Consider the following 23,385-nt stretch of genomic DNA (forward strand, 5'->3'; position numbering starts at 1 on the left):
ACGGGTACTGCGTACGTTTATGACTAGGCTAAGCCTATGGTGGATCAGCCCGAGCACGGCGTATATCCGGAATATTGGGAAGCCGATGTTGTCCTGCGCGACGGCGGCACAGCCCATCTGCGCCCCATCCACCCGTCCGACGCCGAGGCCGTCCAGGCCTTCCACATCGGCCAGTCGCAAAAGTCCATCTACATGCGGTTCTTCGCTTTCAAGTCCAAGCTCTCGGGCAAGGAACTCAAGCGTTTCACGGAGGTGGACTACAAGGACCGGGTGGCCCTCGTGATCACCATCGGCGGGGAGATCATGGGGATTGGCCGCTACGACCGGCTGGATGACCCCGAGGAAGCGGAAGTCGCGTTCAACATCGCGGACGCCCACCAGGGCCGCGGAATCGGCTCCATCCTGCTCGAACACCTCGCCGCCGCCGCCCGCGAAAACGGGATCCGCAAATTCAGCGCCGAAGTGCTCCCGGAAAACCGCAAGATGCTCATGGTGTTCTCCGACGCGGGCTATGACGTCAAACGGCACTTCGACGACGGCGTCGTCAGCCTCGAGTTCAACATCGACCCCACGGACAAGTCGCGGGCCGTGATGGAGTCCCGGGAACACCGCGCCGAGGCGCGCAGCATCCAGGAACTGCTGGCCCCGTCCTCCGTGGCGGTCATTGGAGCCAGCCGCAAATGGGGCACCGTGGGCTACCAGTTGCTCGAACACATCATCGAAGGCGGGTTCACCGGCCCGGTCTACGCGATCAACCCGGAGGCCCTGGAACTTGCCGGGATGCTCTCCTTCGCCAAGCTTTCCGAGGTGCCGGGCCCGGTCAAGCTCGCCATCATTGCGGTCCCGTACGACGAGGTCCCCAAAGTCGTGGAGGACTGCGGCGCCGCGGGCGTCAAGGGGATCGTCGTGGCCACCGCCGGGTACGCGGACGACGGCGACCGCGGACTTCAGAGGCAGCGCGAACTGGTCAGGCAGGCCCGCGCCAACGGCATGCGGGTGATCGGCCCGGCCTCGCTGGGGATTGTGAACGCCAACCCGGCAGTATCCCTCAACGCCTCGATGGCGCCCTCCCTCGCCCGCCGCGGCGGCCTGGGGCTCTTCAGCCAGTCGGCGGCGATCGGCGTGTCCCTCTACGCCGCTTCGAGCCGACGCCGGGTAGGCATCTCCGCGTTCCTCTCGGCCGGCAACCGCGCCGACGTGTCCGGCAACGACATGATGCAGTACTGGGAGGACGACGCCGACACCACCGCGGTCGGCCTCTACCTCGAGTCCATCGGGAATCCGCGCAAGTTCACCCGCCTGGCCCGCCGGCTGGCCCGGACCAAACCCGTCATCGTCGCCAAATCCGACGCCATGGGCCTGAACCTCCCGCCCGGCCACGCCGTCCGCACCACGCAGGCGCCGCCGGAGGCCCTCGACGCCATGATGCGCCAGGCCGGCGTCATCCGCGTCGAGACGATCGAACAACTCATGGACGTCGCCCAGATCGTCTCCAGCCAGCCGCTGCCCACAGGTCCGGGACTCGCCGTTTTCAGCAACTCCCGCGCCCTCGGCAAGGTAGTCGCTGACAGCGCGGCCGCGCAGGGGCTCGGCGTCGAGCGCATCGTCTCCGACGTCGACCTCGACGCCGGCATGTCCACAGCGCTGCCGGCGCTGCGCCGGAGCCTGCAGGAGACCCTGACGGTCGACACCGTCCACGCCGTGGTCGTCGCGTTGCTCCCCGCGCACGGGCTCACGGTGGAGAAGATCGCCGGCGTGCTGGCCGAATGCTCCGCTGCGGCCGGAAAACCAGTGGTCGCGGCCTTCAGCGGCATCCTGGACCCCTCCATCAATGTCGAAGGCATGGTGGGAGCGGACGACGCCGCAGCGGCACACTCGGCTGCCGTACCGTGCTACTCAAACCCGGGAGCGGCCGTGGCAGCCCTCGCGGCCGTCGTCCGCTACGCCCAGTGGCTCGACCGGGACCAGGGCCTGTTCGTAGAACCCGACGGCTGTCAGCCGGCCGCCGCCCGCGCCGACCTGGAGCAGTTGCTCCAGCACGTGGGAGGCGAGCAGCTCGTTCGACTCGACGCCGGGACGGCGGCAGGGGTGTTGGCCCGTTACGGCATCCGCGTCGTCCCGTCCGAGGGGTTCGAGACGGCCGAGCAGGCCGTGGCAGCGGCAGGCAGGCTCGGCTGGCCGGTGGCATTGAAGACAACGGACCCTGCCCTGCGGCACCGGCTGGACCTCGGCGGCGTGCGGCTGGACATCCAGGATGCCGCGTCGCTGCGGCGCAACATAGCGCAGATGCGCAAGTCCCTGGAACGTTATGGCTCACCGTCCCTCGAAGTGCAGTCCATGGTGCCGGTGGGGCAGGCCTGCACCTTCCGCGCCATAGAGGACCCGCTGCTGGGGCCGGTGGTCTCCTTCGGCCTGGCAGGGGATGCCGTCAACCTGCTCGACGACTGGGCCCACCGCGTGCCGCCGCTGTCCGGCTCCGACCTCCACGACTTCATCCGGGCGCCGCGGGCCTCCCGGAAACTCTTCGGCTACCAGGGGCTGCCCGCCGTGGATGCCGCGGCACTGGAAGACCTGGCGGCCCGGCTGACCCGCCTCAAGGACAACCATCCTGAGATCGCCCTCGTCGAATTCAACCCGGTCCTCGCCGGGCCCGAGGGCGCCTCGATCCTGGCGGCCGACGTCCGGATCGCCAACGCCGCCCAGCGCACCGACAGTGCCCGGCGCGCAATGCGCCGCTAAACCCCTGCCGCCCGGCACCGCCCGGCGCCATTGCTTCCAGTCAGCGCCATGCCTCCGAGCGGGCGGCCCGGCAGTTAGCAACTCCATGGCCGATCTGTGAAAATGGAAACCATGACCTTCCAGCCTCCAGCATCAAATCCCCAGGTGCCCGTCCCGGGACGCCAGGTCGCGCACCACCACGGCCTCCATGACCACAGTGCGCAGGGCCAGAGCCTGGAAGGGGCCCTCCAGCAGGCCGGTTTCTACCCCCGGCTTGTGGCCGACGTCGTTGCGGACGCGCTGGATGGGCGTGACTGCGTGGCGCACCTGGTGCATCTGGAGACGCACTTCGACCGGGCCGAGGTCCGCCGCCACATCACCGTGCTCGTGCTGACGGAGGACATGCTGGTGATCACCCACGTCGATGACCAGCAGCTCGATGAGGCCGGAGAGCAGACCGTCGCCCAGGTGTCGACCGAGTCCGTCCCTGTCACCCAGATCCGCTCCGTGGTGCTCAGCTACGTGTACGCCCAGCCGCAGGACTACAAGCCCTCCGACCCCGTCCGGGAGCTCACCCTCTCCATCGCCTGGTCCGGCGGGCAACGCCTCGACATGGGCCCGGCCAGCTGCGGGGACCCGCAGTGCGAGGCGGACCACGGCTACAGCGGCACCATCGCGCAGGAAGACATCGTGCTGCGCATCAGTGCCGAAGCCGACGGACTGCAGGCCGTGCAGGACGCCAAGCTCTTTGCCCGCGCGCTCCGCGCCGTGAACACCAATTCTTCCGCCGCGGCCCCGCACGCCGGTCCAGGCCTGCCGCCCCGCCCGCGGATGGGCGTCTTCGGGAACCGCCTCAGCCGCGGCCATCAGCGCTGAGATGGCGCCGGTCCGCGTGCCCGTGCCACCCTCCGCTCCCGTCGCCGCCCGTCCGGCAGCGGCGTCAGCCACCGTCCTGCCGCCGTCCGCCTCCGCTGCCCCGGCAACCGCGGGCGCCTGGCCCTTGCCGCTGGCCCCCGCATTCGGCAGCCGCTCCATCGCCGAAGTGCTCACCAGCGCCGCGGCCAGCCTCGGCGTCCCGGGCTTCGACAACCGGCTGGACCTGCCTCCCGCCAAACGCGTGTGCGTCGTGCTTGCCGATGGGCTCGGTCGCAACCTGCTCAAGCAGAAGACGGCCCACACCCCCTTCCTGCGCTCGGTGATGCAGGCCGGCCAGGGCAAAGTGCCCGTGTCCCTGGATTCCGCCTTCCCGTCCACCACTGCGGCATCGCTGGCCAGCTTCGGCACGGGACTTTCCGCCGGGCAGCACGGCATGGTGGGCTACGACGTGCTGGACCCGGACCAGGACCGGGTGGTGAACATGCTCGGCAACTGGGACGCGGGCGTGGACCCGCGGCTGTGGCAGCCGTTCCCCACGGTATTTGAGCTGGCCGCCGGGCACGTGGACGTCACCACCGTGAGCCTGCCCCAGTTCAGCAGCTCGGCCATGACCCAGGCCGCGCTCCGGGGCGGACGCTTCGTGACCGGGACCACCTCGCATGCCAGGACCGCCGCCGCCGCTGAGGCCATGGCCGGCTCCGGACCCTCGCTGATGTACTTCTACGTCAACGAACTGGACAAGGCCGGCCACCGGTACGGCTGCCAGTCGCCCCAGTGGGAACACCAGCTCGAAGAACTCGATGCGACCGTCAAGCGCCTCAATGCCACGTTGCCGCCGGGCACTACCGTGCTGCTCACGGCGGACCACGGAATGGTTGATGTTCCCGAGTCCCAGCGGATCGACTATTCGGCCGAAGCGGAGCTCATCGCCGGCGTGCGGCACACAGCCGGCGAGCCGCGGATGGTCCACCTCTACCTCGAAGACGGCGCGGGCGACGCCGGACGGGCAATGCTGCTGGATGCGTGGCGGTCCCGTTTCGGCGACCGGATCTGGGCTTTCACCCGTGAGGAAGCGATTGCCGGCGGCCTGTTCGGTGACGTCCGCCCTGCGGTGGCCGGGCGGATCGGTGACGTCATGATCGCGGCCCGCGACGCGCTGGCACTCTATGACACGCGCCGGGTCCGGCCTACCGCGCTGGCCGTCGTGGGCCAGCACGGTTCGCTGACGAAAGCGGAGCGTGAAGTCCCGTTGCTCTGCTTCCGGGCCGAGGGCACGAAGGCCCCGCGGGGCTGACCTCCCAGCGAACGGGGAGTGCGGCTGAACGCCGGTGAACCCTGCTGCGGGGCCGAACCCGCGGGGCCTCAGTCGCCGCGGGTCCCGAAGACGATGTCGTCCCAGCTGGGGACGCTGGAGCGCTTCGGCTTGGCGGGCTGGCGTTCCGGCTGCTCCGCTTCGGTTTCGTCACGGGTACCCTGGGCTCCGTCGCGGAGCTGGCGCCGGGACGATCCGCCGCCGAGGAGCTCGTCCAGTCCGGGGCTCGATGTCGGTCCCTGGCTGACCGGGCGCAGCTTCGATGCCGTGATGGTGATTTCGCGAGTGTCCGTGCTGACGCCGTCGTGCAGCTTCAGGGCGTCGTCCTCCTCCGGCTGGCGGGGTGCCAGGGTGAGCCGGGACAGCATGGAGGGCCGGCCGTCACGCCGTCGCGCAAAGGCATCGGGGTCCGCCGGGGGCGCCGCCTCCGCGGAAGGTGCTGCGGGGTCCTCGGCGTCCGTCGTGCCCGGCTGGGCCTCGGCCGGTGCGGGCGCCGCGTCGTCGGCTGCTTCGGCCACTTCGGCGGGCCGGGGGTGGGCGGCCGGTACGCCGTTCGTCAGGAGCAGTGCAAGGGCGTCGTCGGCGTCTTCGTCCAGTCCGAGTCGTTGCCCGCGCCGGGAGCGAAGCATGTCCAGCAGTCCGTCGGCGTCCTGCTCCTGGTGGATCCGGTCCTGCTGGAGCAGCATTTGCTGGATGACAGTGTGCTGGGCGGTCGCTGTGCGGGCGGCGGCATCGGCGTCAGTTTCAAAGTCGAAGGGCCGGTCGGAGACGGCGGAGAGCCGACGTGCCGGCACGGGACCGTCCAGGGGCTCAAGCTCGCTGAGCTGCTGGGCCCAGCGGTTCGCGTTCTGCAGTGACTTCCTGGCGGGATTGAACGTCCACATGGCGGGCGGTTCTTCACCGATGCCGGACGGGCCGCCGGACCTCGGTTCGAAGCGGGCCACGACATTCCAGCTGCCGTCAGGGCGGCGCCAGGAGTCCCACTCCACAGTCGACGGTGCAATCCCGTGGGCTGTCAGGCGGTGCTCGACCATTTCGCTGAGCGACGCCGGGTTGTCGCCGAAGACAGACCGGTAGACGTCGTGGCCGGGGGCCGGCGAAGCGACCTCGACCCTGCGGGCCTGCTGGGCGATGTACTCGCGCTCGGCAAGGACGGGTCCTTCATACCGCTGCACTTTCGCCAGCGGAATTCCGGAGAGTTCCGCCACCTCGGCGGCCGTTGCCCCGCTGCGGATCCGCGCCTGGATATCGCGCGGAGACATGGCAACGGGCGGCGCGCCCGCGCCGGAAGCGCCCTTCGCCGACGTCCGGCTGGCTGCCACTCGAAGTGCTTCATCGATTGGCAGCTGGAACATCTCGCCGCCGGTGCCGCTCAACAGGAGATGCTCCCCGTCGTCGTGGACGCCTACAAGCCGTAGATCCTGCATACAAATCCTCCACCCTGGCATTACTATCAAGCGAAACTCTGCCACCCGCGGGCCCTATTTCGGGGTAGGACGGCAGGCGCGCCGTGATTTTCCGCGACTTTCCGCGTTTTTTCGGCCGGTGGAGGGGGTCCGCCGGGACCCCGGACCGCTGGACTCTGGCTTTCCGGAAGTGCTTAAGCAAAAATGACGCCACGCCGGGCACAAAAACCGCGGGTCCGGCGTTGACATCGGTGAACCGCTCCCGGAAGCCCACGGCTACAAGCCCGGCGGCGCCCTCGAACGGCGAACCAACAAAACGAATGCGGAGTGTGAGCAACAAACAATGGCGACAGATTACGATGCGCCGCGCAAGACCGAAGAGGACCTCAGCGAGGATTCCATCGAGGCCTTGAAGGCGCGGCGCACGGAGAAGCCCTCGGCCGTGGTGGATGAAGATGAATCCGATCTTGCCGAAGGCTATGAACTCCCCGGTGCGGATCTTTCCGGAGAGGAACTGCTGGTGCGGGTCTTGCCCGCCCAGGCAGATGAATTCACCTGTGCCTCCTGCTTCCTCGTCCGCCACCGCTCACAGATTGCCCGCGAAAAGGACGGCCTGAAGTACTGCAAGGACTGCGAGGGCTAGGCAGCCAGAGCGGCAAGCAGCTGATCGGGGTGCCGGCTGGAGGTCAACCAGTACGGCGTGCGGTCAGACGGATCGGTGATCTCAATGCGGACTACCGGGTCCACCCAGCCGCGGATGCACAGGAACGCCAGGCCGTTGAGCCGTGTCCCGCGCTCGGCCGTGGCCTCCTTGCCGCGGTACGCGGCCGCGGTGCCGACGAAGCCGCGTTCAATGGTGGCCCGGCCGACGCGGAGCGTTGACCTGGTCACGGTGATGGCCGGCGTCGACAGGATGAGCAGCACGGAGATGACCACGAACATCACGATCGCGGCGGTAATGCCGGCGGCGATACTGATGGGCGCCAGCATGAGGATTCCGGCGCTCGACAGTCCCGCCGAGACCAGCCAGATCCAGAAGTTCGGCCAGAGCTTCTCGCTATAGAGGACGGTCGCGTCACGGGGGGCGCTCTTGGGGGCAGGCGCAGCTGCACTGGATTCCGGCATGAGCCCAGCTTTTCATCTTTCCCGGGCTATTTCATCTCGGGGCCAGGAGGACGGGGCAGCCCGGGCGGCGCTAGGCCGATCCCTGGGCTGGCGTTAGAGTGAGGGACTGTGACTGAAGAAACCACCGCCGTAGAGATGGCCGCCGAAAGCGCTGCCGAGTATGGGACGCCCACCCTGACGGTGCAGCTGAAAATGCTCGACGACGGCCTGGAGCCGCCGTCGTACGCGCACCCGGGCGACGCGGGGGCGGACCTGCGCGCCCGCGAGGACGTCGTACTGGAACCGGGGGAGCGCCGCCTCGTGCCGACGGGCGTGTCCATTGCCCTTCCCGACGGCTTCGTAGCCTTGATCCACCCGAGGTCCGGCCTCGCCACCAAGCACGGGCTGACGGTCGTGAACGCCCCCGGCACGGTTGATGCCGGCTACCGCGGCGAAATAGCCGTGACACTGCTGAACACGGACCGCCATCGGGCGATCGAACTGCGGCGCGGCGATAGAATTGCACAAATGGTCATTCAGCGCGTGGAGTACGCCAGGTTCCTTCCCGTCGAGGAACTCGACGGCTCAGTCCGCGGAGGCGGCGGCTTCGGGTCCACCGGGGGCTTCGGGGCACCTGCCTGAGCCCAGGTTCCCGTCCGTCCGGGAGTTATTTTGCAGGATTTTCAAGTGCAGGGTTACAAGTGCCGGAGTACTTGGGCAGGCGCTGCCGGAAGAGGCCGGCGCCCTGTGGACAGCCGTCGCCGATGGCGCCTGACGAACTGCTGCGGCAACACAGGATTACAACTAAGGAGACAACCCCATGGTTTTTGGGCGTGGCAGGAAAGCCAAGCAGGAACAGCAGACGGAGCCGGGGGAAACCCAGGAGGCTGTTGCCAGCGGTTCCGGGACTCCGGCCGGCGATGCCGCCGGAGGGGACGTCCGCCGTGCCTCCGGCCCCTTCGATGTCTCGGAAATCGAGAGCCAGGACGGCTACGTTGATCTCGGCGCACTGCTGATCGCGCCCCGCGAGGGCCTGCAGCTCCGCCTGGAGGTCGAGGAGGCCACGCAGCGGGTCGTGGCCGTCACGATGGACTTTGAAGGCTCCAGCCTCCAGCTGCAGGCTTTTGCGGCGCCCCGTTCTGAAACGCTCTGGGACGAAATCCGCGAGCAGATCGGCCAGTCCGTCGGCAGCCAGGGCGGCCAGGTCGAGGAGATCGAGGGCCACTTCGGCACCGAGCTCCTCGCCAAGCTCCCTGCCAGCGGTGCGGACGGCAGCGAGGGCTACCGGGTGGCGCGCTTCATCGGCGTCGACGGTCCGCGCTGGTTCCTCCGGGGTGTCCTGGGCGGCGAGGCCGCGCTGGACCGCGAGGCCGCAGCCGGGCTCGAAACGCTCTTCCGGCAGATCGTGGTGGTGCGGGGCGATAACCCGATGCCTCCCCGCGACCTGCTGCAGCTCCGCCTCCCCAAGGACAGCGCAGCGCCGTCCCCGGCCCCGGCCGCTTCCCCGGAGTTGGAACAGCCAGAACGCGGACCGGAGATTACCCAGATTGGCTGATGCGGCCAGCAAGAAACCTGTCGCCTCGGTCTCCGTCAGGAACCTGCCGGACCGCGGGCGGGTGCTCTGCCACGGCTTCATCGAGTCAGTGACCTACGTGCCGGCGGTCCAGGTGGCTTCGTTCATGGCGATCGTGATCGACCACGACACCCCCGCGCCCAAGGCCCGAGTGGCTGGCGCCGCCAAAGGCGGGCCGGTGCTCAGCGTTCCGGCCCCCGGCGTGCCCAGTAACCGGGTGGCGGCCGGCGCGCAGCGGCAGCGGCCGTCCGGCCCCAAGGACCGGCTTCGGGTCATCTGGCTGGGACGGCGCCGCATCCCCGGAGTCGACGCCGGCACCGAGCTCCGGATGGAGGGCATGGTCACTATGCGCGACGGGCTGCCCACCATGTTCAATCCGCGCTACGAAATACTTTCCCGCCAGGAGGAGCAATGACCTTGCCCGAGTACCCCGAGCGTGGAAGCCAGGAGCCCGTCGCCCAGGAGCCTGAAGACTCCGGCGCAGGCCAGCCGACCGTGGCCCAGCTGGCCGAAGGATACGCCGCAAAGGCCGGGCTGCACCGGACTAGCGACGGGAACATCGACGTTCTCAAGAGCGCCGGCGGCGTCCAGGGCATTGCAGAGAGCATCCTGCCGGGCCTCGTCTTCCTGATCGCCTTCACCATCGACAGGGAGAACCTGACGCTGGCTGTCGTCGCTTCCCTCGCAGTGGCCGCTATCTTCACCGCGGCCCGGCTTCTCCAGCGCAAACCGCTGACTCAGGCGCTGGCGGGCTTCATCGGCGTCGGACTCTCCGCCTGGCTGGCCACCTCGACCGGCAAGGCAGAGAACTTCTACGTTCTGGGGTTCTTCACCAACATCGGCTACATCGTGGCCATGTCCATCTCGGTGGCCGTGCGCTGGCCGATCGCCGGCTTGCTCTTCGGCTTCGTCCGCAACGAGGGCCTTGACTGGCGCAAGGACCCGAAACGGGTCAGGGCCTACAGGATCGGCACCTGGGTGATAGTTTCCGTGCTGGTCCTGCGGCTTGTGGTGCAGGTGCCGCTCTACTTCATGGGGGAGCAGGGCCTGGCCGCCCTCGCCACCACCCGGCTCCTCATGGGCACCCCGCTCTACATCCTCGGCATCTGGATTGCCTGGCTGCTGACCAAGCCTGCCCCGCGGCCGGCCGCCAACGGAGCCGGGCCCACCTAGCCGGCTCCCCACAACCGGGGGTTAGCCGTCGAAGCCGTCGTCGCCCGCGGGCTGGGTGCCGTGACCGTGCTGGTCGGAGGTCACCGGGTGCTGGTCGTCAATGGGGGACTCGGGCGCGAGCAGCGCGCGGAGGTCGTCTTCGGCCACGATCGTGGTCACGAAGAAGAGCTCGTCACCGCCGTCGATCACGTCATCGCGGCTCGGCGTGATCGGGGCCTGGTCCCGCAGGATCGCGACCAGGGTGGAGTCTTCGGGCCAGTCGACATCGCCCACGGTCCGGCCAATGACGTGTGAATCGTGGGGGACGGTGAACTCGACGAGGGACGACACCCCGGTCTGGAGCGTGAGCAGCCGGACGAGGTCGCCGATCTCCACCGCTTCCTCCACCAGGGCGGTCATCAGCTGCGGGGTGTTAACCGCGACGTCCACGCCCCAGGAGTCGTCAAACATCCAGTCGTTCTTGGGGTTGTTGACGCGGCCGACAGTCCTGCCGACGCCGAACTCCGTCTTGGCCAGCAGCGAGACCACGAGGTTGACCTTGTCGTCACCGGTGGCGGACACCACGACGTCGGCGTCCTCGAGTTTGGCGTCCTGCAGGGTGCTCAGCTCGCAGGCATCGCCGACCAGCCAGTGGGCGCCGCGCAGCCCGCTGCGGCCGATCACCTCGGGCTTGAGGTCGATCAGCAGGATTTCGTGCTTGTGGGCCAGCAGTTCGCGGGCGATCGAAGAACCGACGCTGCCCGCGCCGACGATGACGACTTTCACTTAGGACTCCTTGGCGGGGGACTTGGCAAGAATATGGGCTACCTCGGAGCTGCGGTCCACGCTCAGCATCGCGTGGACGGTGTCGCCATCCTGGAACGAGGTTCCGGCCACGGGCAGCATGCCTTCGCCGAACCGGGTCAGGTACGCGACCCGGATGCCCGCGGCCTTCTCGGCCGACGTCACCGGATGCCCGATCCAGTCCGGGTTCAGTTCCACCTCGGCCAGGACAAGCCTGCCCGAGGGCTCCCGGAAATCGCCGGCGATGTGCTGCTCGGGGAGGATCCGGCGCAGCACCTGGTCCGCGCTCCAGCGCACCGCGGCCACCGTGGGGATGCCGAGGCGCTGGTAGATCTCAGCGCGTCCCGGATCGTAGATCCTGGCTACAACGTGCGGGACATGGAACGTCTCACGGGCTACGCGGGTGGCGAGAATGTTGGAGTTGTCGCCGCTGGAGACGGCCGCGAAGGCGTAGGCCTCTTCGACCCCGGCGCGCTTCAGCGTCTCCCGGTCAAAGCCGACGCCGGTGACTTTGCGGCCCGAGAAACCCGTCCGGAGGCGCCGGAAGGCACGGTCGTCCTGGTCGATGATGGCCACCGAATGGCCTGCGTCCTCGAGCGTGTGCGCCAGGGTTGCTCCCACACGGCCGCAACCCATGATCACGAAGTGCGCCACACGTTCCTCCTCAAATCGAATGTATCTGATACTGCGTAAAACTCTACCGGCCACGGGCCGCGCCGAAGCCAAGCCCGCGGGGCAGCGGGACCGAGCCGCGGGCCCCGTGCAGTTCGCCGTCATGACATCGCGTCCGAATCAGACTAGCTTTGTGTAGTGCTGACAATATTCAATGCCGTGAAGCGGGTGCTGGTAGGCAGGCCCTTCCGGAACGACCGTCTGGCCCACACCCTGTTGCCGAAGCGGATCGCGCTTCCTATTTTCGCCTCGGACGCGCTGTCCTCCGTGGCGTATGCGCCCGATGAAATACTCCTGACGCTGGCCTTGGCCGGCGTCAGTGCAGTGGCCGTTTCGCCGTGGGTGGGCCTTGCCGTCATGGTGGTCCTGCTGACCGTCGTCGCGTCCTACCGCCAGAACGTCCACGCCTACCCGTCCGGCGGCGGCGACTACGAGATCGCCAACGTCAACCTGGGCAAGTACGCGGGCCTGACCGTCGCGGCTGCGCTGCTGGTGGACTACGTGCTCACCGTCGCCGTGTCCATGTCGTCGGCCGCCGCCTACATGACCACCGCCGTGCCGTCACTGCACGGCCAGCAGGCCCTGATCGCTACCATCGGCGTCGTGCTCCTGGCCCTGGTGAACCTGCGCGGCATTAAGGAGGCCGGCAGCGTCTTCGCCGTGCCGACCTACATCTTCATGGCCTCCATCCTGGGCATGACGGCCGTCGGCATCTTCCAGGCCGCTACCGGCCACCTGGGCCAAGCGCCGTCGGCTGCGTTCACGATCGTGCCGCAGACCGGCTTCGATGAGGGGTTGGTAGGGCTGGCCGGCGCATTCCTGCTGCTCCGGGCCTTCTCCTCCGGCGCCGCGGCGCTGACCGGCGTTGAGGCGATCAGCAACGGCGTGCCCAACTTCAAGAAGCCCAAGAGCAAGAACGCGGCCACCACACTGCTGCTTCTTGGCGTGATCGCATCCTCCATGCTCGCCGGCATCATCTACCTGGCGAATGTTACGAAGGTCCACATCGTCGGTGACCCGGCCAAGGAGTTCCTCCTCAACGGCCGGCCGCTGGCCGAGGACTACATCCAGAATCCCGCCATCAGCCAGATCGCCCAGACGATTTTCGGCGCGGGATCCATCCCCTTCTACATTGTGGTCGCAGCCACCGGCGTGATCCTGGTGTTCGCCTCCAACACGGCCTTCAACGGCTTCCCGGTGCTCGGCTCGATCCTGGCCCAGGACGGCTACCTCCCGCGGCAGCTGCGCACCCGCGGAGACCGCCTGGCCTTCAGCAACGGCGTCCTGGCGCTGGCCGCCGGGGCCCTTGTGCTGATCGTCGCCTTCAACGCTGACGTCACCAAGCTCATCCAGCTCTACATCGTGGGCGTCTTCATTTCCTTCACGATGAGCCAGCTGGGCATGGTCCGGCACTGGGGACGGGAACTGAAGCTCGCCAAGGATCCGGCCGCCCGCCTGCACATGATCAAGTCCCGCACCATCAACCTGGTGGGCTTCGGGATGACGGCGCTCGTCCTGCTGATCGTGCTGATCACCAAATTCCAGCAAGGCGCCTGGATCGCACTGCTGGCAATGTTCATCTTGTTCCTCATCATGTGGAGCATCCGGGCCCACTACGACAACGTCGCCAAGGAACTCGCCGTCGACGAGGACTCGTCCCCGCGGGCCCTGCCCACCCGGGTCCATGCAGTGCTGCTGGTCTCGCACGTCCGCAAACCGGTCCTGCGCGCGCTGGCCTACGCCCGCGCCTCGCGCCCGTCCCGGCTGGACGCCATCACCGTGGACATCAGCCCCGAGGAGACCGAGCAGACCCTCGCGGACTGGGAGAAGCTGGAAATCCCCGTCGCGCTGACGGTGCTCGCCAGCCCGTTCCGGGAAACGGTGTCTCCGATCATGGAGTACATCAAGAACATGCGCCGCGACTCGCCGCGTGACCTGATTGTCGTCTACATCCCCGAGTACGTGGTCGGCAAATGGTGGGAGCAGCTGGTCCACAACCAGACCGCGCTGCGCATCAAGACCCGGCTGCACTTCGAACCGGGCGTCATGGTGGCCAGCGTGCCGTGGCAGCTGAAATCCTCCGAAGAAGCCAAGAAACTGCAGGACATCCGATGAGCACCGACACGCACGCCCACACCGATCTCGTTCTCGACGTCGGGCCTGTCGCCCACGGCGGGCACTGCGTCGCCCGGCACGAAGGACGCGTGGTGTTCGTCCGCCACGGGATCCCCGGCGAGAAGGTCCGCGTCCGGCTGACCGACGACGGCGCCGGGGCCAAATTCTGGCGCGCCGACGTCGTGGAGGTACTGGAGGCGTCCCCGGACCGGGTCGCGCACGTCTGGGACCTGGCGGATTCCCCGCGGTCCTGGTCCCACCGCCACCCTCCCGTCGGCGGCGCCGAACTGGGCCACATCTCACTTGAGCGCCAGCGCAGCCTCAAGGCCGAGGTCCTGGCCGAACAGCTGCGGCGCCTCGCCGGCGTCGAACGCGACACCGTGGTGGAAGGCGTGGGCGACGACGCCGCGCCGGGAACGGCTGCCGGCCTCGGCTGGCGGACCCGCGCCGGCTTCGCCGTCACGCCGGGCGGCAAGCTCGGTATGCATGCCCACCGTTCCGACACCGTCCTCCCCGTTCGCGGGATGCCGCTGGCCGCTGACGGCATCAACGCCCTCCGGCTGTGGGACATCGACCTGCAGGGGATTGAACGCGTCGAGGTCGCGGCCCCGGCCAACGGCTCGCGTCCGCTCGTGCTCCTGGTCCCCGCCGCCGGAACGCGCGCCAAACGCCTCAGCGCCATCCTCGCCCAGCTTCCCGACGACGTCTCCGTGGCGCGCTTTGACGCTGACAAGGGCGAGGTGCTGCAGCTGCGCGGACGCACGTACGTCCAGGAAGCCGCGGCCGGCCACGAATACCGCGTCACCGGCGACGGCTTCTGGCAGATCCACCGGGATGCCCCCGACACCCTGGTGGGGGCCGTCACCGGATTCCTGCGCGACGGCGGTTACGTGGCGCCGGGGGCCGTGGTGGGCGACCTCTACGCCGGCGCCGGGCTCTTCACGGCACCGTTGGCCGATGCCGTGGGTGTGACTGGATCGGTGCTGTCGATCGAAGGCTCGCCCGGCGCCAGCCGCGATGCGCGCAAGAACCTGCACGACGCCGCCCAGGTGGAGATCGTCCAGGGCCGGGTGGAACGGGTGCTGCGGGAGAAACCGCGCAGCTTCGACGCCCTCGTCCTGGACCCGCCCCGGGCCGGTGCCGGCAAGGCGGTCGTGAGCCAGCTGATCGGAGCCGGACCCCGGGCCATCGCGTACGTTTCCTGCGATCCGGCGTCGTTTGCCCGCGACCTCGGCTACTTCCAGCAGGGTGGCTGGGGCCTGGCAGGGCTGCGGGCCTTCGACCTGTATCCGCACACCCACCACATGGAGACTGTGGCGCTACTGACTCCGGGGAGCTGAAACTACTAGGATGGGCGGAGTAGTCCGTCGTCGCGCTCCATCAACACGGCTGATCCCACGCAATCTGTACACCGTTTGTACTGATTCTTGTGCTGGTTAGGGTGACCTAACTAGCAAGGGGTCAGCGGCGCGGCAAAGATGAAACAGTTGCGAGAGGAGTCCTGCGATGAGCATTGTGGACAGCTTCGGTTCAAAAGGCAAACTTAATGTAGCCGGTACCGAATACGAAATTTTCCGGTTGAACTCCGTCGAAGGTGCAGAAAACCTTCCGTTCAGCCTCAAGGTATTGCTTGAAAACCTGTTGAGGACCGAGGACGGCGCCAACATTACGGCCGATCACGTCCGCGCACTTGCCGGCTGGGACCCCAGCGCCGAGCCCGACACTGAAATCCAGTTCACGCCGGCGCGCGTGATCATGCAGGACTTCACTGGCGTGCCCTGCGTAGTGGACCTTGCCACCATGCGTGAGGCCGTCAAGGAACTCGGCGGCGACCCCAGGCGGGTCAACCCGCTGGCGCCGGCCGAAATGGTGATCGACCACTCGGTCCAGATCGACGCTTTCGGCAACTCCGGCGCACTGGAGCGCAACATGGAGATCGAATACCAGCGCAACGGGGAGCGTTACCAGTTCCTGCGCTGGGGCCAGACGGCATTCGACGACTTCAAGGTCGTCCCGCCGGGAACCGGCATCGTGCACCAGGTGAACATCGAATACCTGGCCCGCACCGTCATGACCCGGGAGGTTGACGGAGCCCTCCGTGCCTACCCGGACACGTGCGTTGGCACCGACTCGCACACCACCATGGTCAACGGCCTGGGCGTGCTCGGCTGGGGCGTCGGCGGCATCGAAGCCGAGGCGGCCATGCTCGGCCAGCCCGTCTCCATGCTCATCCCGCGCGTCGTCGGCTTCAAGCTGACCGGGTCCATCCCGGCCGGCGCCACCGCCACCGACGTCGTGCTCACCATCACCGAGCAGCTGCGCCAGCACGGCGTGGTCGGCAAGTTCGTGGAGTTCTACGGCGAAGGCGTTGCGGCTGTGCCGCTGGCCAACCGCGCCACCATCGGCAACATGAGCCCGGAGTTCGGCTCCACCGCCGCGATGTTCCCGATCGACGACGTCACCCTCGACTACCTGCGCCTCACCGGCCGGTCCGAGCAGAGCGTCGCCCTGGTCGAGGCCTATGCCAAGGAACAGGGCCTCTGGCACGATCCCTCGCACGAGATCAAGTTCTCCGAGTACCTCGAGCTGGACCTGTCGACGGTTGTCCCGTCGATCTCCGGCCCGAAGCGCCCGCAGGACCGCATCATCCTCACCGAGTCCAAAGCCCAGTTCCGCGAGGACCTGCGCAACTACGTGAAGGAAGACCTAGCAGACGGCAGCCTGGACGAAGCGATCGACGAGAGCTTCCCGGCGTCCGACGCACCGTCCTTCACCGCCTCCGGGACGCACCTCACGGACCATGCGCCGCACGCGCACGGACCGAAGTCCAACGGCCGCCCGTCCAACGCCGTCAGCGTCAAGACCGCTGACGGCCGCGAGTTCGAGCTCGACCACGGAGCGGTCTCGATCGCCTCGATCACGTCCTGCACGAACACGTCCAACCCGTCCGTGATGCTGGCCGCCGCCCTGCTGGCCCGCAACGCCGTCGACAAGGGCCTCGCCTCCAAGCCGTGGGTCAAGACCTCGGTCGCCCCCGGCTCCAAGGTCGTCACCGACTACTACAACAAGTCGGGCCTGACCCCGTACCTGGAGAAGCTTGGCTTCTACATCGTCGGCTACGGCTGCGCGACGTGCATCGGCAACTCCGGTCCGCTCGACGCCGAGATCTCCGAGGCCATCCAGGCCAACGACCTCTCCGTCACCGCGGTGCTCTCCGGTAACCGCAACTTCGAAGGCCGGATCAACCCGGACGTGAAGATGAACTACCTGGCCTCCCCGCCGCTGGTCATCGCGTACGCCCTGGCCGGAACCATGGACTTCGACTTCGACGCCGACGCCCTGGGCCAGGACGCCGACGGCAACGACGTCTTCCTGAAGGACATCTGGCCGAACCCGGTCGAGGTCCAGCAGGTCATCGACTCCTCGATCGACAAGGAGATGTTCGCCCGCGGCTACGAGGGCGTCTTTGACGGCGACGACCGCTGGAAGGCACTCGACACCCCGGCCGGCGACACCTTCGCCTGGGATGCCAAGTCCACGTACGTCCGGAAGCCCCCGTACTTCGAGGGCATGAAGGCACAGCCGGATCCGGTCACGGACATCACCGGCGCCCGCGTGCTGCTCAAGCTCGGCGATTCGGTGACCACGGACCACATCTCGCCGGCCGGCTCCTTCAAGTCGGACACCCCCGCCGGGCAGTACCTGATCGCCAACGGTGTCGAACGCAAGGACTTCAACTCCTACGGCTCACGCCGCGGCAACCACGAAGTGATGATCCGTGGCACCTTCGCGAACATCCGCATCAAGAACCAGCTGCTCGACGGCGTCGAGGGTGGCTTCACCCGGGACTTCACCCAGGCGGACGGCCCGCAGGCCTACGTCTACGACGCCGCCCAGAACTACCAGGCTGCCGGCACCCCGCTGGTGGTCCTGGCCGGCAAGGAGTACGGCTCCGGTTCGTCCCGTGACTGGGCTGCCAAGGGCACCGCGCTCCTGGGCGTCAAGGCTGTTGTCGCCGAGAGCTACGAGCGTATCCACCGCTCCAACCTGATCGGCATGGGCGTCCTGCCGCTGCAGTACCCGGCGGGCCAGAACGCTGCCAGCCTTGGGCTGACCGGCACGGAAACCTTCGCTGTCGAGGGCGTCACCGCCCTGAACGAAGGCACCACGCCGAAGACCCTCAAGGTCACTGCCACAGCCGAAGACGGTTCGGTCACGGCCTTCGATGCAGTCCTGCGCATCGACACCCCGGGCGAAGCCGACTACTACCGCAACGGCGGCATCCTGCAGTACGTGCTGCGCCAGATCTCCGCTCACTAGCGGAACGCCCCAGGGCGGATCAGGCAACGCACAAGCCAGGCGCAAGGCCCCGGCCGGTCCATGACCGGCCGGGGCCTTGCGCGTTCCGGCGCCCGGGCTGGTCCTGAGGCGTTAGAGTTAAACGGCATGTCTACCACCCGAAGGAGGGGCCGTTGGGAATCTTGGACACCATCCGGAATCCGCAGGACCTGAGCAAGTTGTCCGCGGCGCAGCTGGATCAGCTGGCAGCCGAGGTCAGGGACTTCCTGATCGGCAACGTGTCCCAGACGGGAGGTCACCTCGGGCCGAACCTCGGCGTCGTGGAACTGACCATCGCCGTCCATCGGATCTTCGATTCCCCCCGCGACAGCATCGTCTTCGACACCGGACACCAGTCCTACGTGCACAAGCTCCTCACCGGCCGCCAGGACTTCAGCACCCTGCGCCAGCAGGGCGGCCTGTCCGGCTACCCTGACCGCGGCGAATCCGAGCACGACATCGTCGAGAGCTCGCACGCGTCCTCGTCGCTGTCCTGGGCGGACGGTATCTCCCGTGCCCGGCAGCTGACCGGCGACGGCGACCGCTTCGTGATCGCCGTCGTGGGTGACGGCGCCTTGACCGGAGGCATGGCCTGGGAGGCCATCAACAACATTGCCGCGGACAAGAAGCGCCGCGTCGTGATCGTCGTCAACGACAACGGCAGGTCCTACGCGCCCACCGTCGGCGGCTTCGCCGACTACCTCGCGTCCTTGCGGCCCACCATCGATTCCCTCCGCGCCGCCCCCGCCTACGAAGGCACCCTGGAATGGTGGAAGCGGAAACTGCAGGACGGCGGCCCCGTCGGGCAGTTCACCTACAAGAGCCTGCACGCCATGAAGAAGGGCATCAAGGACTGGTGGGCCCCGCAAGGGATGTTCGAGGACCTCGGCATGAAGTACATCGGTCCGGTGGACGGCCATAACCTCCAGGCCATGGAGCACGCCCTGTCCACGGCCAAGAACTACGCCGGACCCGTGATCGTGCACGCCATGACGGAGAAGGGCCACGGTTACGCGCCGGCCCGAGCCCACGAGGCGGACCAGTTCCACGCCGTCGGGATTATCGACCCAGAGACCGGTGTGCCGACCGAGGCCGGCGGCGCCCAGTCCTGGACCTCCGTCTTCGCCGATGAGATCGCCGACATCGCCGATGAACGCAAAGACATCGTGGGCATCACCGGCGCCATGCTGATCCCCGTCGGGCTGCACAAGTTCGCGGCGCGCCACCCGGAGCGCGTGTTCGACGTCGGCATCGCCGAACAGCACGCCCTGACCTCTGCCGCCGGCATGGCCTTCGGGGGACTGCACCCCGTCGTCGCCGTCTACGCGACCTTCCTGAACCGCGCCTTCGACCAGCTGCTGATGGACGTGGCCCTGCACAAAGCAGGGGTAACGATCGTCCTGGACCGGGCCGGAGTCACCGGGCCCGACGGCGCCAGCCACCACGGTATGTGGGACATGGCCATGGTCCAGATCGTTCCGGGCCTGCACCTCGCCGCACCCCGCGATGCCACGAGGCTCCGGGAGGAGCTGCGCGAAGCCGTGGCCATCGAGGACGCACCGAGCGTGATCCGGTACTCCAAGGGCAGCGTCGGTGCCGAGGTCGAAGCCCTCGAACGGCTCAGCGACGGGGTGGACGTCCTCGCCCGCCGTCCGGCCGGCTCGACGGAAAACGACGTCCTGATCGTCAGCGTCGGCGCGATGTCCGAACTCGCACTCGATGTCGCGAACCGGCTCGGCGCCCAAGGCATCAGCTCCACGGTGGTGGACCCCCGCTGGGTCCTGCCGGTCCGGAAATCCATCATCGCCCTCGCCTCGCACCACCGCCTCGTCATCTGCATCGAGGACGGCGTGCGCGCCGGCGGCGTCGGCTCCCGGATCCGCCAGGAAATGCGGGCCGCCGGTGTGGACACGGCCCTCAACGAAGTCGGGCTTCCGGTCGCTTTCCTGGACCACGGAACCCGCAGCGAGGTGCTGGAACGCGTCGGACTGACCGCCCAGCAGGTCACCCACGACGTCGTCGCGCAGGTTTTGGGGACCAAGGTGCCGTTTGCACGCCCCCTGCCCGGCCAGGAGCACCCCAGCACCGGCAGCCTGCCGCTGCTGTAGCCAGCACGTCCACGTATCAAACACCCCCCCGCGCCAGCACTGAAAAGGTGCCGTCGCGGGACGGTCCAGGAAGGAACTGGCACATGAGCGGAATTATCCGGGTCTACAAGCGCAATGAAGAAGGGGTCCTCGAATTCAGGGAGGCCTGGTTTGACGAGGACTACAGCCAGTTCGTCATGAACCACGGCGTGGTCGGGCACCAGAGCAAGACCGACGAGACCGATGTAGCCGACGCGGCCGCAGCTGACGGCCTCATGGACGCCTTCGCCGTGCAGTGCGCCGAGGACGGCTACGCCGAAATCCCGGAGGAAGAGCAGTTCTGGGTCGTGGCGCAGTACGCGCTCAAGACCAGGGAAGGCACTGACCGGGACCGCTACCTGGAAGAAAAAGCCAAGGACGCTTTGATCAGCCACCTGGCCTGGCGCGGCCTGGGGGTCGTCGACCGCTCCGAGTTCTCGGACTCCAAGCTCAACATCTTCTGCCTCACCCCGGAGGTCAACAAGACCGTCAACGCCATCAAGGTATGCATCCGCGGCGAAGACCTGGACTTCACCAAGCTGAGCATTGGTGCCGCGCCGTTCGGTGAGAACACCTTCAAGCTCAAGCATTCGCCGAAACCGGCCAACGGCTTTACCCTGTAGTTCGGGAACCGTTTTCTGGCTGAACACGCCCGTCGCTTCACCTGCAGTTCGCATCTCAAGGAACACATCAGTTTTGGGGGCAAACCGAACGGAAGGCACCCGTCATGACGCCGAAAGCGATTGAACCAGGCCGCACCCCGATTCCACGAGGGATTGCGAGCCAAGCCCGCAGATCCCTCGCACATGTGGGGGTGGAGACGCTGGAACAACTCGTGCAGCTCGGCCATCGAACGCTCTCCACCATGCCGGGGGTCTGCCCGCGGACGCTGGCCCAGATCCAGGACGCCATGGACGAATGCGGCCTGGAGCTGCCCGCCGGGTAGCGGACCCGGGAGCGCCTGCCTGCCGGGACGGCGCGGCCGGCCGTTATAGGGTGAATCCATGACTGAATACCGCCGCGTAGGAAATTCCGGACTGACTGTCTCTGTTGTGGGACTCGGCTGCAACAATCTGGGCCGACCGGGCACCGCGACCGAATCGCAGGAGGGGACCGACGCCGTCGTGCATGCCGCCCTGGAGGCCGGCATCACCTTCTTCGACGTCGCCGACACCTACGGCCGCGAGCCCGGCCTCAGCGAGACCATGCTCGGGGCGGCCCTCGCCGGCCGCCGCGACGACGCCGTCGTCGCCACCAAGTTCGGCATGGATATGCGCGGGGCCAACGGCGAAGACTTCGGAGCCCGCGGATCCCGCCGCTACATCATAAAAGCCGCTGAAGCCTCCCTGCGGCGGCTTGGCACGGACTGGATCGACCTCTACCAGTTCCACACGCCGGACCCGCTGACCCCCATCGACGAGACCCTCGCTGCCCTCGACGAGCTCGTGACCAGCGGCAAGGTCCGCTACATCGGCCACTCCAACCGGGCCGGCTGGCAGATTGCCGAGGCGGAATTCGTGGCCCGGGCCCGCGGGGGAGCACGCTTCGTGTCCAGCCAGAACCACTACAACCTGCTGGACCGCCGCGCCGAGCTCGAGGTCACGCCCGCCGCAGAGGCGTACGGACTGGGCGTGCTGCCCTACTTCCCGCTCGCCAACGGCCTGCTCACCGGGAAATACGCCAGGGACACCGCCCCCGAAGGGTCCCGGCTCAGCCACACCCGCACCAACCTGGTCCACGACGCCGACTGGGAACAGCTGGACGCCTTCAGCGTCTTCGCCTCGGCACGCGGCCTCAACGAGGTCCAGGTTGCCTTCTCCTGGCTCGCCGCCCAGCCCTCCGTCAGCAGCGTCATCGCCGGCGCCACGAAGCCGGAGCAGGTCCGGCAGAACGCTGCCGCGGTCGCCTGGAAGCCGAGCGCCGCCGAGCTGGCCGAACTCGACGATCTCTTCCCCAGGACACCGAAAGTGGCCCTGTTCTGAGCGGTCCGGCCATGAGCAGCTTCGCGGCGGCCCCTCCCGCTACGCACTCGATCCTGATGGACGTCGACACCGGCATTGACGACGCCCTGGCGCTGGTCTACCTTCTGTCCCGCCCGCAGGTAAACGTGCAGGCCATCACCTGCACCGCAGGGAACGTGGGCGCGCGGCAGGTGGCCCTGAACAACCTGGCCCTGCTGGAGCTGTGCGGCCGGCAGGGGATCGAGGTGGCCATCGGCGCCGAGGTGCCGCTGGAGATCCCGCTCGTCACGACAGAAGAGACCCACGGGCCGCAAGGCATCGGCTACGCCGAACTGCCGCGGCCCGCGCAGCAGATCTCGAGCCGGCACGCCGTCGACGTCTGGGTGGAGGAGGCCCGGGCACACCCGGGGGAGATCACGGGGCTGATCACCGGCCCGTTGACGAACTTCGCCCTGGCGCTGCGGCGCGAGCCCGGGCTCCCGCGGCTGCTCAAAGGCCTCGTCATCATGGGCGGCAGCTTTTACTACCAGGGCAACACCACACCGACGGCCGAATGGAACGTCTCCGTGGACCCGCACGCCGCCAAGGAGGTCTTCGAGGCCTACCGCGGGCTGCCCGAGGACAAACTGCCGCTCGTGTGCGCGCTGGAAAGCACGGAACGGATCGAAATGCGGCCGGAGCACCTGCGGCGCCTCGCAGAGGCTGCCGGCGCGGACGGCCCCGAGCTTGTCCTGCCCGAACAGCCCGAGGGGCTGCGCAGTACCTCCAGCAACCCGCTCGTGGCGTGCCTGTCCGACGCGATCCGGTTCTACATGGAGTTCCACCGGCTCTACGACCAGGGCTATGTCGCCCACGTGCACGACGCCTTCGCGGCCTGCGCCGCGGTGCAACGCACACCGTTCGGCTCACGACTGGCCACGGTCGACGTCGAGACCGTGTCACCGCTGCTGATCGGCACCACGGTTGCGGACTTCCGCGGGCTCTGGGGGCTGCCGCCCAACGCCCGGATTGTCTCCGGGAACAATCCGGAACACTGTTTTGAGGAGCTGATTTCCTCCGTGGGTGCCCTGGCCCGCCGGCTAGGTGTATTACCCACGGAGGTTGGTGACATTCGGCGTGGTGGGGTGACATGAAGAAGACCTCCGAGTGGAGTGGGGCTTGTCTAGAGTCCAGTTCCACAAACGGAGGTCTTCGTGTCCCACCCTAATGCTTTTCTCGCGCCGAAGGG

20 protein-coding genes are annotated in these 23,385 nt (G+C 67.8%); 16 read left to right on the forward strand and 4 right to left on the reverse strand.

The annotated features are described in order from the left end of the window. Nucleotides 1-36: 36 nt before the first annotated feature. The 3 genes from AC1DCZ_RS12970 (at nt 37) to AC1DCZ_RS12980 (ending at nt 4,888) form a co-directional block, all read left to right on the forward strand. Nucleotides 37-2,739 carry a bifunctional acetate--CoA ligase family protein/GNAT family N-acetyltransferase gene (locus AC1DCZ_RS12970; protein WP_476974949.1) on the forward strand — a complete coding sequence of 901 codons (2,703 nt, stop codon included), beginning with the start codon at nt 37-39 and terminating at the stop codon, nt 2,737-2,739. 111 nt (nt 2,740-2,850) lie between these two features. Then, on the forward strand, nt 2,851-3,594 hold the full coding sequence (locus tag AC1DCZ_RS12975; protein ID WP_476974950.1) for a DUF5998 family protein: 744 nt from the start codon (nt 2,851-2,853) through the stop codon (nt 3,592-3,594). A gap of 16 nt (nt 3,595-3,610) precedes the next feature. Then, entirely contained in the window at nt 3,611-4,888 is a 1,278-nt protein-coding gene (locus tag AC1DCZ_RS12980) for an alkaline phosphatase family protein (protein WP_476974951.1), read from the forward strand. A gap of 68 nt (nt 4,889-4,956) precedes the next feature. Here AC1DCZ_RS12980 and sepH read toward each other — a convergent pair whose 3' ends face one another. After that, nucleotides 4,957-6,333 (reverse strand): septation protein SepH, encoded by a 1,377-nt coding sequence (sepH, locus tag AC1DCZ_RS12985; RefSeq protein WP_476974952.1) that lies wholly within the window; start codon nt 6,331-6,333, stop codon nt 4,957-4,959. Between the two features lie 322 nt (nt 6,334-6,655). Between sepH and AC1DCZ_RS12990 the strand changes: the two genes are divergently transcribed. Beyond that, nucleotides 6,656-6,955 carry a DUF4193 domain-containing protein gene (locus AC1DCZ_RS12990; protein WP_018772415.1) on the forward strand — a complete coding sequence of 100 codons (300 nt, stop codon included), beginning with the start codon at nt 6,656-6,658 and terminating at the stop codon, nt 6,953-6,955. Here the strand turns inward: AC1DCZ_RS12990 and AC1DCZ_RS12995 are convergent. After that, nucleotides 6,952-7,437: a DUF3093 domain-containing protein gene (locus tag AC1DCZ_RS12995; RefSeq protein ID WP_476974953.1), complete on the reverse strand. Its 486-nt coding sequence runs from the start codon at nt 7,435-7,437 to the stop codon at nt 6,952-6,954. The genes AC1DCZ_RS12990 and AC1DCZ_RS12995 overlap by 4 nt on opposite strands. Nucleotides 7,438-7,572: 135 nt before the next feature. Between AC1DCZ_RS12995 and dut the strand changes: the two genes are divergently transcribed. The 4 genes from dut to AC1DCZ_RS13015 all read left to right on the forward strand — a co-directional run bounded on the left by dut (nt 7,573) and on the right by AC1DCZ_RS13015 (nt 10,162). Continuing rightward, nucleotides 7,573-8,058, forward strand: a complete 486-nt coding sequence (gene dut / locus AC1DCZ_RS13000; RefSeq protein ID WP_476974969.1) for a dUTP diphosphatase — start codon at nt 7,573-7,575, stop codon at nt 8,056-8,058. Nucleotides 8,059-8,236: 178 nt separating this feature from the next. Next, nucleotides 8,237-8,971, forward strand: coding sequence for a DUF3710 domain-containing protein (locus AC1DCZ_RS13005; protein ID WP_476974954.1), 735 nt, complete (start codon nt 8,237-8,239; stop codon nt 8,969-8,971). After that, complete coding sequence (locus AC1DCZ_RS13010) at nt 8,964-9,404, forward strand: hypothetical protein (protein ID WP_476974955.1); 441 nt, start codon at nt 8,964-8,966, stop codon at nt 9,402-9,404. The genes AC1DCZ_RS13005 and AC1DCZ_RS13010 overlap by 8 nt, the downstream gene beginning before the upstream one ends. Next, nucleotides 9,401-10,162 carry a DUF3159 domain-containing protein gene (locus tag AC1DCZ_RS13015; RefSeq protein ID WP_476974956.1) on the forward strand — a complete coding sequence of 254 codons (762 nt, stop codon included), beginning with the start codon at nt 9,401-9,403 and terminating at the stop codon, nt 10,160-10,162. Before AC1DCZ_RS13010 ends, AC1DCZ_RS13015 begins: the two co-directional genes overlap by 4 nt. A 21-nt stretch (nt 10,163-10,183) precedes the next feature. Here the strand turns inward: AC1DCZ_RS13015 and AC1DCZ_RS13020 are convergent, their stop codons facing one another. Together AC1DCZ_RS13020 and AC1DCZ_RS13025 are read right to left on the reverse strand one after the other, a co-directional pair. Further along, nucleotides 10,184-10,927 carry a potassium channel family protein gene (locus tag AC1DCZ_RS13020; RefSeq protein WP_476974957.1) on the reverse strand — a complete coding sequence of 248 codons (744 nt, stop codon included), beginning with the start codon at nt 10,925-10,927 and terminating at the stop codon, nt 10,184-10,186. Then, nucleotides 10,928-11,599, reverse strand: a complete 672-nt coding sequence (locus tag AC1DCZ_RS13025; protein WP_476974958.1) for a potassium channel family protein — start codon at nt 11,597-11,599, stop codon at nt 10,928-10,930. Between the two features lie 156 nt (nt 11,600-11,755). On the opposite strand from AC1DCZ_RS13025, the gene AC1DCZ_RS13030 reads away from it, so the two are divergent. From AC1DCZ_RS13030 to AC1DCZ_RS13065, 8 genes are all read left to right on the forward strand, one after another. After that, nucleotides 11,756-13,732 carry an APC family permease gene (locus AC1DCZ_RS13030; protein ID WP_476974959.1) on the forward strand — a complete coding sequence of 659 codons (1,977 nt, stop codon included), beginning with the start codon at nt 11,756-11,758 and terminating at the stop codon, nt 13,730-13,732. Continuing rightward, entirely contained in the window at nt 13,729-15,072 is a 1,344-nt protein-coding gene (locus AC1DCZ_RS13035) for a class I SAM-dependent RNA methyltransferase (RefSeq protein ID WP_476974960.1), read from the forward strand. Before AC1DCZ_RS13030 ends, AC1DCZ_RS13035 begins: the two co-directional genes overlap by 4 nt. Nucleotides 15,073-15,238: 166 nt before the next feature. Next, entirely contained in the window at nt 15,239-18,052 is a 2,814-nt protein-coding gene (locus AC1DCZ_RS13040; RefSeq protein ID WP_476974961.1) for an aconitate hydratase, read from the forward strand. A 152-nt stretch (nt 18,053-18,204) separates the two neighbouring features. Further along, entirely contained in the window at nt 18,205-20,178 is a 1,974-nt protein-coding gene (gene dxs / locus AC1DCZ_RS13045; RefSeq protein ID WP_476974962.1) for a 1-deoxy-D-xylulose-5-phosphate synthase, read from the forward strand. A gap of 83 nt (nt 20,179-20,261) precedes the next feature. Beyond that, entirely contained in the window at nt 20,262-20,819 is a 558-nt protein-coding gene (locus AC1DCZ_RS13050) for a hypothetical protein (protein ID WP_476974963.1), read from the forward strand. 104 nt (nt 20,820-20,923) lie between these two features. Next, entirely contained in the window at nt 20,924-21,142 is a 219-nt protein-coding gene (locus AC1DCZ_RS13055; RefSeq protein WP_476974964.1) for a helix-hairpin-helix domain-containing protein, read from the forward strand. Between the two features lie 58 nt (nt 21,143-21,200). After that, nucleotides 21,201-22,178, forward strand: a complete 978-nt coding sequence (locus tag AC1DCZ_RS13060) for an aldo/keto reductase (RefSeq protein ID WP_476974965.1) — start codon at nt 21,201-21,203, stop codon at nt 22,176-22,178. Between the two features lie 11 nt (nt 22,179-22,189). Continuing rightward, nucleotides 22,190-23,290, forward strand: coding sequence for a nucleoside hydrolase (locus AC1DCZ_RS13065; RefSeq protein WP_476974966.1), 1,101 nt, complete (start codon nt 22,190-22,192; stop codon nt 23,288-23,290). Nucleotides 23,291-23,385: the final 95 nt, after the last annotated feature.

The sequence above is a fragment of the Arthrobacter sp. 10N418 genome (assembly GCF_056394725.1).

Excerpts from the sequence above, each read along its gene's own strand:
- AC1DCZ_RS13055 (WP_476974964.1), top strand. The coding sequence starts at position 20,924 with ATGACGCCGAAAGCGATTGAACCAGGCCGCACCCCGATTCCACGAGGG.
- AC1DCZ_RS13035 (WP_476974960.1), top strand. The coding sequence starts at position 13,729 with ATGAGCACCGACACGCACGCCCACACCGATCTCGTTCTCGACGTCGGG.
- AC1DCZ_RS12995 (WP_476974953.1), bottom strand. The coding sequence starts at position 7,437 with ATGCCGGAATCCAGTGCAGCTGCGCCTGCCCCCAAGAGCGCCCCCCGT.
- AC1DCZ_RS12970 (WP_476974949.1), top strand. The coding sequence starts at position 37 with ATGGTGGATCAGCCCGAGCACGGCGTATATCCGGAATATTGGGAAGCC.
- AC1DCZ_RS13060 (WP_476974965.1), top strand. The coding sequence starts at position 21,201 with ATGACTGAATACCGCCGCGTAGGAAATTCCGGACTGACTGTCTCTGTT.
- AC1DCZ_RS12975 (WP_476974950.1), top strand. The coding sequence starts at position 2,851 with ATGACCTTCCAGCCTCCAGCATCAAATCCCCAGGTGCCCGTCCCGGGA.
- AC1DCZ_RS13050 (WP_476974963.1), top strand. The coding sequence starts at position 20,262 with ATGAGCGGAATTATCCGGGTCTACAAGCGCAATGAAGAAGGGGTCCTC.
- dut (WP_476974969.1), top strand. The coding sequence starts at position 7,573 with ATGGCCGCCGAAAGCGCTGCCGAGTATGGGACGCCCACCCTGACGGTG.
- AC1DCZ_RS12990 (WP_018772415.1), top strand. The coding sequence starts at position 6,656 with ATGGCGACAGATTACGATGCGCCGCGCAAGACCGAAGAGGACCTCAGC.
- sepH (WP_476974952.1), bottom strand. The coding sequence starts at position 6,333 with ATGCAGGATCTACGGCTTGTAGGCGTCCACGACGACGGGGAGCATCTC.
- AC1DCZ_RS13015 (WP_476974956.1), top strand. The coding sequence starts at position 9,401 with ATGACCTTGCCCGAGTACCCCGAGCGTGGAAGCCAGGAGCCCGTCGCC.
- AC1DCZ_RS13040 (WP_476974961.1), top strand. The coding sequence starts at position 15,239 with ATGAGCATTGTGGACAGCTTCGGTTCAAAAGGCAAACTTAATGTAGCC.
- AC1DCZ_RS13065 (WP_476974966.1), top strand. The coding sequence starts at position 22,190 with ATGAGCAGCTTCGCGGCGGCCCCTCCCGCTACGCACTCGATCCTGATG.
- AC1DCZ_RS13005 (WP_476974954.1), top strand. The coding sequence starts at position 8,237 with ATGGTTTTTGGGCGTGGCAGGAAAGCCAAGCAGGAACAGCAGACGGAG.